The sequence below is a fragment of the Candidatus Megaera venefica genome (genome assembly GCF_034554655.1).
In the GTDB taxonomy this organism is placed as follows: Bacteria; Pseudomonadota; Alphaproteobacteria; order Rickettsiales; family Rickettsiaceae; genus Megaera_A; species Megaera_A venefica.
This window is the reverse complement of record NZ_JARJFB010000039.1, coordinates 1-12,241: the sequence shown is the minus strand read 5'-3', so window position 1 is coordinate 12,241 and position 12,241 is coordinate 1. Positions and strand designations below refer to the sequence as shown.

Below are 12,241 nucleotides of genomic sequence, written 5' to 3'. Positions count from 1 at the left end.
ATTTATCCCACTTACCTTATCTGCAAAAGCTTTTACAGATACCATAGTTACAAACATCAAAACTACTATTTTTAAAACTTTATTCACGAGCGTACCCTTTTTTACTAAATAAATATCCAGGTTTTTATATCATTTGCAAGAAAAAATACAACCGAAAAATGCATGAAGAACACTACTTCCGAACGAATAATTATTATTATAGACGATAATACAAAACCAAACTATCATTCTAGCATTCTTCAATTTAAATCAGCTTAAGAAGGAAACTTACCTTTACCAATAGCTATTTTTTTGCTAGAATGCTCAACAAATCACTTTAGACCCCCAAATAAATGTTCAATTCGCAACTTAACAGCAAGTCCATTGCACGCATTGCTGCAATTCAAACTTTATATCAATTTGAAAATGATAAACAAGATACGGATATTGAAACATTATTGCTACAAATTATTGATTTTTATCGAGACAAAGATATAAAGAGTGATTATGAACTTGATTCAAAAAGCCTATTAAAACTCAAACCTAGTTTTAATTACTTAAAAGAATTGGTTAAACATACGCATGACAATATACAGGAAATCGATAAAATTATTGAAGATCACCTGTCCAACGAATGGACTATAAGAAGCCTGCCACAACTTCTCTTTGCTACTCTTAGAGTATCAATTTGCGAAATGAAATATTTTCCAGAAACACCACGCAATGTTATCATTAACGAATATACTGATATAGCAAGCGACATGCTTGATGATGGACAGATAGGATTTGTCAACTCTGTGCTGGATAAGTACGCCGATAAAAAAAGGTAAATAATGTCAGCATCTACAGGCTACCGTGGTAAGTTCGTCAAAGTCAAAACAGCAAAAAAGAGAAAAACCTCTTCAACAAGATGGCTAGCAAGACAATTAAACGATCAATACGTCGCTCGCTCTAAAATTGACGGCTACAAATCAAGAGCAGCATATAAGATTATTGAAATTAACGACAAATTCCATATCTTAAAAGCAGGGTTCAATGTAGTTGATCTTGGTGCAGCGCCTGGAGGATGGTCACAAGTTGCAGCAAAAATTATTAAATCTGATTCTACAAACGCTCCTAATAAACTTATAGCTATAGATTTACTTCCAATTGAAAATATTCCTGGGGTACTATCATTTCAAAAAGATTTTTATGACCATGATACCCAGGAAATAATCATAAATGCTCTAGATGGAAACCTTGCTGACGTTGTGATGAGCGACATGGCAGCAAATACCATAGGACATAGCCAAACTGACCACCTAAGAATTATGGCATTATGTGAAAACGCGCTTCATTTTGCACTAAAAATTCTTAAACCAGGCGGACATTTCGTAGCTAAAATATTTCGCGGCGGAGCTGAAGTTGATTTATTGACCATAGTTAAACAACACTTTAAAACCATCAAGCACTTCAAACCAGACTCAAGCCGTAAAGAATCAAGCGAATTTTACTTAATAGCTTTAAACAAAAAGGACTGATCGTATGAAAAAAAAACTTATAATCTTTCTTAGTATAGCGTCAATTTTTACCGCATTTAATACTTCAGCCCAAGAGTTTAAAATCGGAATAACTCAGCATGATTTTGATAACAAACTAAAACATAGAGTTGAGAAAGGACAAAATATTATTGTTGAGTACTTACTAGATAAGCTAGATAATTACATAAGAGCTTATCCTCATATAGGGGCAAGCATTAATAATAAAGGTTATACCAGTAATCTGTATACAGGATTAACTTGGCACGCTGATCTTGGTAGCAGCTTCTTGGTTGAGGCTTCTCTTGGTATATCGATTAATAATGCCAAGAAAAAAATATCGAAAAAAAGAAGAGGTCTTGGCTCAAATTTACTTTTTAGAGAATCATTTTCACTCGGTTACAAACTCTCTGAAATACACTCAATTTCGTTAATGATAGACCACATTTCCAGCGCCGACATTGTAAAGCCTAATCCAGGTTTAACTGATATTGGAATTAGGTATGGTTATAAATTTTAAAAGACTATCTGAGTATAAGACCGAAGTTCTTAATATTAAATTCATTGCTTATTTAGATGAGTGAGTAACTTGTTTTATGTCAAAAAGAGAAAGCAAAAGGAACTATGATATTAGTTCTAAATGTAAAGAAATACTAAGAGGAAGTGTACAATCTATAGAAGCTTCTTATTTGTCTGACTTTAGGAGCTTTGAAGATCTGCTTATTCCCAAGAATTATGAACTGATAATGGCCACGGCACATATGCTAGGCGATCTTTCGAGTAGTTACCAAGCTCTAGTACTTATTAATTATAAGGAAAAAGAAATAATTATTGCAAATAGTGGTTCAAGATATGCCCCTATTAAACACATGTTACTGGATTTATTTGGTGCTTTGCGTTTTGCTCTGGGCTTCACTCCTTACAATGTACAAGAAGTGATAAAGGTAAACGAAATGCTATTAGATTCATTAGGCCCTCTCGCTGAAAATTATACTTTTCATTATACTGGCCACTCTATAGGGGGAGTAATAGCGCAGTGCGGTGCTGTACATATGAAAAAAAGTCTTAAAGAACGTGATCAAGCAAAAGCTATTTCCCAAGTTACTGCCATAACATTTGAAAACCCTGGTGCTAAAGCTTTAATAGAGAAACTTGATGTTGATAACGACATAAGTACAAACGGTTTTATTACGATTAATAATCGGCCAAATGTTATTAATAGTTGGGGCTCTCAATGTAGTCAAGTTTTCACTATTGTTCCTGATGCTCAGCCACCTATTCCATCTACGTATATAGGAAGGGTTTTTAAAAAATTAAAGCAATTCTCTTCTAAAAATTATGTATTTTCATATTTTACTAATGTATTTCAATTGGCAGAAATGGGACTCTCGCAATTACAAAAAGACCATGCTTTAGAACGGTTCAAAGAAGTTTGCATAGAGGAACGTGGATCTTACCTAGATCAGTCTGGCGTAACAGCTAGCTACGCAGAGATGTTTGAGCTGCCAATACTAGCTGATGGCTTCATAACTGAATTTGATTAACCCCAGCATCCGTAATAAGAGTCTAGTGAAAAATTCTAATACTGCAAATAAGCAATATTTGTTTAACCTGAATCAAGTTCAGAATGGACTTGCTACTCCACCTAAACGCTTTTAGTCATAAAGAATAAGCATTTAGACGAAATTACCATCGCTTCTTATGCCAAATTCAGGCTTGATAAGTTCCTAAATAACCCCAACTATGGATAAGATAAATATTAGATTTAGTTATGTCCGGCAAGAAATATAGTCATACCGGGCCTGATCCGGTATCTTCTTATCTACCTTCATATTGAACTCAGTGGGTTTGCATACCTCTTCAGCCAAGTAATCTTCTCCTATCTCAGAGATCCTAAAGTAAATTCAGGATGGCGGTGCGTACAGCGAGTCCCAGTATAAAACCATACGACTCTATTTCTATCCATAGTTCAGGTTAAATACCTAATATATAAGTAGATAAATTTAGTCAAAATAGGATATGATACAAATAATATCATATCCATTGACTTATAGGCGTTGATTATTATGCGTATTTTTATCCTTATCATTCTGTTTTTTTTATCTACTGCCACAGCAATAGGAGCATTTGATTCAGCTGAGTTTGCCCAAAATAAGGAGCTTCGAATTTTGCGTGTAACTCCAGAAGGAGAAGAAGATGTACAAGCAGGTAGGCAAATCGTCATTCAGTTTAATCGACCGGTGGTGCCAATTGGACGTATGGAACGCGATAATTCAGAAATCCCTGTTGTAATTGAACCTAGCCTCCAATGTCAGTGGCGTTGGTTAAATACCAGTGCGCTTTCTTGTAATTTGGATGAAAAAAATGCTCTTAGGGAAGCTACCAGCTATAAAATTACCATTAACCCAGGTATCAAAGCCGAAGATGGGTCAACTATCGCAGAGGCTTTTACCCACCAATTTACAACACAACGTCCTGATATCGTGTATGCTTGGTTTAGAAAATGGCTATCCCCAAGCGCTCCCGTTTTAAGGTTAACATTTAATCAGTCCGTAACTAAAGCGTCTGTACAATCTAGTCTATTTATTGTTGCAGCACAAGGTAGTAAGAAAAATTTCACACTAAAAGTTGAACCAGACCCAGATGACAGAGAGCAACCATCTTATCTTCCTATCCCAGGCACCAAGACGTTAGCTACTATAGATCAGACTAGCCCCCAGAAAAGTGATGAAGATTTGCAAAAAATTGGGGAGGATGAGGCAAGAAGAGTTTGGCTAGTCACGTCCGAACAAGAATTGCCACTAGATAGTTCTATTAGCCTTAAAGTCCTACCTGGCCTTGTTTCCGCGCTTGGTAACGAAAAAGGCACTGGCAACAGAGAGATTCTTCGGTTTCAAACGTTCCCCGAATTCTCGTTTTTGGGTATTAAATGTTATACTAATGAAGATGATTCAAATTCAATTCTGATTACACCTGGCAAAGCGGAACCACAAAAATTATGTAATCCTATGCGCGGAGCAGCAATGGTATTTAGCACTCCGGTATTACGTTCTCAGATAAAAAACAATATTCTCTTTAATCCACCCCTTGATGTAAACGCTAGTAGTCCAGACGTTTGGGCGAATAGTGAAGATTATTCTAGCCTTTGGCAAGAGCATCAAAAAGATAGAACATATGAAATTTGGCTACCTGTTGGACTTAAAGCAATTACTGATTACAATTTAAAAACTCAAACCATTGATGAAAACAAAGAAATAGGTAAAACAGATTTACAAGATGAATTTGGTCGCTCCTTGCAAAAGCCAATCGACATAAGTTTTAAGACAAATCATCGAAAGCCAAATTTTGAAATAATCCATAATAACGCAGTAATAGAAGCTAAAATTGAGAGCGAAGTGCCCTTGTATGTAAATAATTTGAATAAAATCACTTTTAATTATCGTAAATTATCGCCCAATGGTGCAGAAGCTGGTCTTTCATCAACTCAAGAGCTTCCAAACGTTCAAGACGTGCAGTTTGCAATCCCTTTCAAAATTCGTCAAATGTTAGCTGGAAAAAGTGGAGCAGTTTATGGACAATTAAGCACAGAACCTTTGGTTACTAAATCACCTGATAGTCATCGTTTATTTGCTCAAGTCACACCATATCAATTGCATGTAAAATTAGGACATTTTAACAGTACCGTCTGGGTTACAGATCTAGCAACTGGTCAACTTGTTGATGATGCAAAAGTTAGTATCTACAAAGATAAACTCACTGAATTAAGTGCTGGCAAAGAATTACTATCGGAGGCAGTTACCTCTTCTGATGGTATTGCGATATTAGCCGGTATGGAAAAACTTGATCCGATGCTTGACCTTTATAGCAGCTGGCGAGATGAAGATGACAAATTATTTGTCCGTGTCGATAAAGATGGAGAAATGGCACTCATGCCAATTAGCTATAATTTTATTATTGATTCTTATCGATCCGTCGGAGAAAGTGTTTACTATAATACTAAAAAACTTTACGGGCATATTATAACATGGGGAACAACTGCTCAGGGAATTTATCGAACTGGCGATACTATGCAATACAAGCTCTATGTTCGTAACCAGGACAACAAAACTTTAACTGCTGCACCAAAAAATGGCTATAATCTTGAGATTATTGACCCGGTAGGTAATAAAGTCCATGAAATCAAAGAACTGTCTCTTAATGAGTTTGGCTCTTACTCAGGAGAATTCACTGTTCCAAAACAAGCATCGGTAGGCTGGTACCAATTTCGTTTAACAGCCGATTTTGCTAATAAAAAATCAACCAATGAACAAGAAGCGGAAAAGCTTACATGGTATCCTATCAGAGTCTTGGTTAGCGATTTTACTCCTTCTCCATTCAAAGTGACTAATCAAATAAATGGAGATCTATTCAATTCTCAAGCAGATGTACAAGTTTCTACTCAGGCAAAACTACATTCTGGTGGCGCCTATACAGATGCAAATGTACGTATCACAGCGATGCTTGAAAGTAAGGTATTTACCTCAAAAGATCCAATAGCTAAGGATTTTATTTTTGGCAGTTATGTGGGTGAATATTACCAAAATCAAGTATTCCAAAAAATAGATCGTATTGATAACAAAGGAGAAAACTCCATTCTGTTTAAATTGCCTAAACAAAATATCTATTATGGTCGGCTAATGTTTGAAAGCTCAGTGCAAGATGACCGGGGTAAGTACGTTTCGTCTCAAACCTATGCAGATTATGCGGGCGTAGATCGTTTTGTTGGCCTTAAAACGAAAGATTGGATTTTTGAAACTAGTAAGCCTGCTAATATCGATTACCTTGTCACTGACGAGCTTGGCAAACCAGTAGTAGGCACAAAAGTCGCCATTACAATTGAAAAACAAGAAACAAAAGCCGCAAAAGTAAAAAGTGCTGGGAATAGCTACTTAACGGAATTTACCAACCATTGGGTACCAAAAGGTGGTTGTACGGGAGATTCACAAAATGTTTCAAATATTTGTGAATTCAATCCAAAAGAACCTGGCTATTATCGTGCTATTGCTAGTATTAAGGATACCAAAGGTGCTGATCATAGTACTAGTATATATATGTATGTAGTTGGTAATGGACATGTCCTATGGAATGAATCGAATGATTATTCTTTGGAAATTATTCCAGAAAAATCAACATATAAAGTAGGTGACAAAGCAAGGTATCTTATCAAGAACCCTTATCCAAATGCTCAAGCTCTTATAACCATAGAACGTTATGGAGTAATTGATCATTTTGTCCAAACTCTTGAAGGCAGCACTCCAATTATCGAATTTGAAATTAAGCCTGATTATATTCCAGGATTCTATTTGTCTGTCGTCGTATTCTCGCCACGTGTTGATCAGCCTATTGAGGGGCAATTAGATCTTGGCAAACCATCGTTTAGAATTGGCTATCTGACTGTGCCAATCAAAGATCCGTATAAAGAAATTCTAGTTACTGCCAAAACAGATCATCAAGTTTATAAACCGCGCGATAGAGTAAAACTTACACTTCATGCAGAGCCAAAATTCAAAGACAAAAAAGAACCTATTGAGATAGCCGTGGTCGTGATTGATGAGTCTGTGTTTGATTTAGTCGCAGGGGGTAAATCTTATTTTGACCCTTATGAGGGATTTTACAATTTAGATGGTCTTGATTTACGTAATTACAGTTTGCTTACACGCTTGGTTGGCAGACAGAAATTTGAAAAAAAAGGTGCAAACCCTGGAGGTGACGGTGGTTCTGATTTAGCTATGCGTAACCTATTTAAATTTGTCAGTTACTGGAATCCGTCTATAAAAACAGACGCCATGGGTAACGCCAAGGTTGATTTTGAAGTGCCTGATAATTTAACTGGCTGGCGTGTTTTAGCTTTAGCAGTGACTCCATCAGATAGGATGGGTCTTGGCGATATAAACTTTAAGGTCAATAGACCAACCGAAGTTCGCCCAGTAATGCCGAATCAGGTTACAGACGGCGATAGCTTTGAGGCTGGCTTTAGTGTGATGAATCGTACTGATAAAAAACGAGATATAGTGGTAAATATTAAGGCTAGTGGGTCTTTATATGATAAAAAACTTCCAGCTACCCTAAATAAAAAAATAACATTAGAACCGTACAAACGCACTACAGTATGGATGCCAATACAAACAAAACTAGTCGGGACTACAAAAGAAGGTGAATTAGGTAAAATTACCTTCCAAGTAACAGCTAAAGATTCGAGGGATGGCGATAAATTAGAGCATATTCTGGTTATAAATAAACGAAGGTCACTGGAAATATCTACAAATTATGGGACAACAAATCAGGATAAAGTTGAAGAATCTATCAAATTTCCTAAAGAAATTCATACTGACATAGGTAGTGTTAGTATTGTCGCCTCCCCTTCTGTAATTGGCAATATAGATGGCGCATTCAAATATTTACGTGACTATCCATATACGTGCTGGGAGCAAATTTTGACTAGGGGGGTAATGGCTTCTCATTATATTAATCTACGTGCTTATATGCCAACAGATTTTGAATGGAAAGATGCCAAACAATTGCCAGAAGAAACTTTAAAAATGGCTGCAAACTTCCAGGCTCCTAATGGTGGTATGGCATATTTCATACCAAAAGACCAATATGTCGATCCATATTTAACCGCTTACACCGCCATTGCATTCAATTGGATGAAAAAAAGTGGCTACAGCATACCAGATGAAATTATAAATAAATTGCATGGTTATCTTGATAATTTCTTAAAGCACGATACTTACCCTGACTTCTACGATAAAGGCATGGCATCTACCGTACGTGCTGTGGCACTAGCAGCTCTTGCTCAAAATGATAAAATAAGCTTAGCCGACCTAGAACGTTATCGTCCACATGTGGCACAAATGAGTCTGTTTGGGAAAACTTATTTCTTACAGGCTGCAATGCATGTAAAAGGGGGAGAGAATTTTGTTACTGAAATATCTAAACTCATCTTATCCAATGCTAGTCAATCTGGTGGCAAGTTTACCTTTAATGAACAACTAGATGATAGCTACAGTAGAATTTTATCTAGCCCGCTGCGTGAAAACTGCGCTATACTTTCGACCTTTATTGAATTAGGAGAACAGAAAGAAGGAAAAGAACTAGTTGAAGACATTCCATATAAATTAGTTCGTATGATCACGGAGGCGCGTGGCAGCAAGACACATTGGGAAAATACACAAGAAAATCTATTTTGTCTTAATGGACTGGTTGATTATGCAAGGGTATATGAAAACATAAAACCAGATATGAATGTTACTGTTGCATTAGATAATAAAAAATTTGGTGAGACCAAATTTACTGATGCCGAAGAAACTCCAGTTACTTTTATAAAAAAGATTGAATCAACTGATCCTGGAAGAGACGTAAAAGCAACTATTATCCGCAAGGGAGATGGAAGGCTTTATTATACAACTCGTGTCAGTTTTGCCCCACTTAAGGAACAAGATAGTTACACCAATTCTGGCATTGAAATCAAAAGAGAATATAGCGTGGAGAGGCAAGGTAAATGGGAACTACTTAAATCACCTTCAGAACTCAAACAGTCTGAATTGGTTAGGGTTGATATATTTCTTTCATTGCCGACTGCAAGAAATTTTGTTGTCGTTAACGATCCAATTCCAGGTGGACTAGAACCAGTAAACCGTGATTTAGCAACCACCTCTATCGTAGATGCAGACAAAGGAAACTTTACAGCGACAAGTGGCTCGTGGTGGTTCAAATATTCAGACTGGATTTCGTATAACGTATCGCGGTGGAGTTTCTATCATAAAGAACTACGTCATGATTCTGCTCGTTTCTATTCTGATTACCTACCAGCAGGAAACTATCATTTGTCATATACCACACAAGCCATTGCGCCTGGTAATTTTGTTATCATGCCAGTACACGCAGAGGAAATGTATGATCCAGATATTTATGGCAAAGGTATTACAGAGCAGCTTAAGGTACATCAACAACAATGATACATAAACCATATACTGGTAAATTTTTCAAATGGTCTTGTCTGTCCTTGATCCTTGGTTTAGTTATCTTTATTGGCAAAACTATTTCAGACTTTACCTCACCATACATGGAGTTTCACGCTGTCCGCTCCGATGCTAGTAATTTACAAATTTTGGACCGTAATAATAAACCACTTACTTTTTCATATCAAACTCGCTGGAATACACACGATAATATAGCACTACATGAAATACCAGAATCATTCCAACAAGCTTTTATATTAGCTGAGGATAAACGTTTTTTTAAACATCATGGTGTTGATTGGCAAGCAAGGGCTAGCGCCCTATCGGAACGTATTTGGTCTAGTAACAAGTCCCGCGGGGCAAGCACAATTACCGAACAGGTAGTCCGGATGTTGCACCCTAGAGCACGTTCTTATTGGTCAAAATGGATCGAAGGACTAGAGGCAATTGCTTTGGAAACGCAAGTGAGTAAAAGTGATATACTTGAGTTTTATTTAAACCAAGTGCCTTATGCTTCAAATAGAAGAGGTGTAGTTCAAGCAGCACGGTTTTATTTTGATCGCGACCTAAACACTCTAAGCATTAAAGAAACTCTAGCTTTGGCTGTTCTGGTAAGAGCTCCATCAAAATTTGACCTCTATGGAGGCAAAGTACAAATTGAGGATTCCATTAATCGTTTAGCAAAAAAACTGGTGGAATATAATATTCTTGATTCAGAATCACTTATTAATCTGAAAAAACATAATCTTATCCTAAGTGTCGCAAAGACGCCAACATCGTCTTTTCATTTTGTCAATTATGTAAGAGAACACATAGGAAATCAATCTGCTTGGAATCAGACTAAAATAGTTACTACACTAGATAGCAACCTACAACAATTTATTAATGATCTGCTTGAAAATCGTCTAAAATCATTGTCATCAAAAAATATTAATAATGCCGCTGCCATTGTAATAGATAGCAAAACCAATGAGATTATCGCTTGGGTTTCCGTCGGTTCTCGGTGCAAAGAAACAATGAATAAGGCTTCTGGGTGCCTAATTGATATGGTAACTGCTCCACGCCAGCCTGGTTCATCTCTTAAACCATTTTTATATGGTGCCGCACTTGAAAAAGATTGGACAGCAGTAACGATAATAGAGGACTTACCTTATTCAAATAGGGTTGGTCAAGGTATTCACCATTTCCATAATTACAGCAATTCATACTACGGGAAGGTAACACTTCGAACTGCTCTTGGTAATTCTTTAAATATACCAGCATTGCACACAATTAACTATGTTACGCCCGAAAAATATTTGTTTATTTTACAAAATCTAGGCTTCAAAAGTTTAACGCAGGCTGCAGATTATTATGACGAAGGTCTAGCATTAGGTAACGGAGAAGTAACACTATTTGAATTAGCACAGGCCTATTCAACATTTGCAAATCGCGGGATATTCTCACCACTTAAAATCACCTTTTATCGAGATGCCCCATCAGATAAAAAACGCATTTACTCAGATGAAGTATCTTCTTTGATAGGTAATATTCTCTCTGATCCTTGGGCAAGGAATCTTGAATTTAGTCGAGGCAGTGTACTGAATCTACCAACCCAAACAGCAGTAAAAACTGGTACATCAAATGATTACCGTGACGCTTGGGCAGTTGGCTATAATTATAGATATGTTGTTGGAATATGGATGGGAAATGCCGATTATAGCGCAACAGATGGGATTACTGGTTCATTAGGACCATCTCTTGCATTACGTGGTATTTTTAATGAGCTCACTAAAAATACCGAAACCGCACCGCTTTATATTAGCCCGAAATTAGTGGCAAAAGATGTATGCATAAATCCTGAGGACTTAGAAAATCATACTCTAAATTGTGCAATGCATACCGAGTATTTCCTGCCAGAAGAAGAAAAATCCCCAGTTGAACTTACTACTAACAAAATAGATATTTTTCGTCCAGCCAATGGCCTGGAAATGGCCATTGATCCACGCATACCGCATAACAAGCAAGCATTTGAGATGCGCCTATCAGGAGCTTTAGAAACAGATACAGTCGAATGGGTTATAGACAACGAAAAACATGCTCCTACATTAGGAATAACATTCTTGTGGCCCACAAAAATAGGTAAGCATTACGTAGAAGCTATAATATGGCGTAATGGCCAAGTTTTAACCAAAACAGAGAAGCATGCTTTTAATGTAAAATAACCGGCTCGATTAGTAGCGTTTACTTACAAATTAATTTAATTGAGCTAGGTATACTGAGTTAGGAATAAAGCCTATTAATACTAGTAAGCAACAAAGTAGGCTAATTTAAATCTATTTATTTAACCCCAACTATGGATAGATAAATATTAGATTTAGTTATGTCCAGCAAGAAACACAGTCATACCGGGCTTGATCCGGTATCTTCTTATCTAATGTCAGCTGAACTCAGTTGGTTTCGCCTGTCTCTTCAGCCAAGTAATCTTCTCCTATCTCATGTCATCCTGAAGTAAATTCAGGATGACGGTGCGTACAGCGAGCTCCAGTATAAAACCATACGACTCTCTATTCCTTATCCATAGTTCAGGTTATTTAATCTTTTAAAATCATTCTTAATTTTATGGGAAGATGATTTTTTACAATCACTTTATTCGTTCAATAACATTACAACTTAACTAGTAATAGGTAGTCTCTCCGTCAAAACTCTAAATTTTTGATATAATTTCAAGAATTTCAAAAATAAATCACCGCACATTCATTTTTT

At 36.6% G+C, this 12,241-nt stretch carries 6 protein-coding genes; all 6 read left to right on the top strand.

The genetic code is table 11. The features are described 5' to 3' along the window. Positions 1 to 332 precede the first annotated feature (332 nt). On the top strand, positions 333 to 809 hold the full coding sequence (gene nusB / locus Megvenef_RS03540; protein ID WP_322776617.1) for a transcription antitermination factor NusB: 477 nt from the start codon (positions 333 to 335) through the stop codon (positions 807 to 809). 3 nt (positions 810 to 812) lie between these two features. Next, complete coding sequence (locus Megvenef_RS03535) at positions 813 to 1,499, top strand: RlmE family RNA methyltransferase (protein WP_410519755.1); 687 nt, start codon at positions 813 to 815, stop codon at positions 1,497 to 1,499. Between the two features lie 4 nt (positions 1,500 to 1,503). Further along, entirely contained in the window at positions 1,504 to 2,016 is a 513-nt protein-coding gene (locus Megvenef_RS03530; RefSeq protein ID WP_322776616.1) for an acyloxyacyl hydrolase, read from the top strand. 76 nt (positions 2,017 to 2,092) lie between these two features. Next, entirely contained in the window at positions 2,093 to 3,040 is a 948-nt protein-coding gene (locus Megvenef_RS03525) for a hypothetical protein (protein ID WP_322776615.1), read from the top strand. Between the two features lie 522 nt (positions 3,041 to 3,562). Continuing rightward, positions 3,563 to 9,493 carry an alpha-2-macroglobulin family protein gene (locus Megvenef_RS03520; RefSeq protein WP_322776614.1) on the top strand — a complete coding sequence of 1,977 codons (5,931 nt, stop codon included), beginning with the start codon at positions 3,563 to 3,565 and terminating at the stop codon, positions 9,491 to 9,493. After that, positions 9,490 to 11,700 carry a transglycosylase domain-containing protein gene (locus tag Megvenef_RS03515; RefSeq protein WP_322776613.1) on the top strand — a complete coding sequence of 737 codons (2,211 nt, stop codon included), beginning with the start codon at positions 9,490 to 9,492 and terminating at the stop codon, positions 11,698 to 11,700. Before Megvenef_RS03520 ends, Megvenef_RS03515 begins: the two co-directional genes overlap by 4 nt. Positions 11,701 to 12,241 lie beyond the last annotated feature (541 nt).

What these genes read in the sequence shown, in the direction of transcription:
- Megvenef_RS03520 (WP_322776614.1), top strand. Translation starts at nt 3,563, where the DNA reads ATGCGTATTTTTATCCTTATCATTCTGTTTTTTTTATCTACTGCCACA.
- Megvenef_RS03535 (WP_410519755.1), top strand. Translation starts at nt 813, where the DNA reads ATGTCAGCATCTACAGGCTACCGTGGTAAGTTCGTCAAAGTCAAAACA.
- Megvenef_RS03515 (WP_322776613.1), top strand. Translation starts at nt 9,490, where the DNA reads ATGATACATAAACCATATACTGGTAAATTTTTCAAATGGTCTTGTCTG.
- Megvenef_RS03525 (WP_322776615.1), top strand. Translation starts at nt 2,093, where the DNA reads ATGTCAAAAAGAGAAAGCAAAAGGAACTATGATATTAGTTCTAAATGT.
- Megvenef_RS03530 (WP_322776616.1), top strand. Translation starts at nt 1,504, where the DNA reads ATGAAAAAAAAACTTATAATCTTTCTTAGTATAGCGTCAATTTTTACC.
- nusB (WP_322776617.1), top strand. Translation starts at nt 333, where the DNA reads ATGTTCAATTCGCAACTTAACAGCAAGTCCATTGCACGCATTGCTGCA.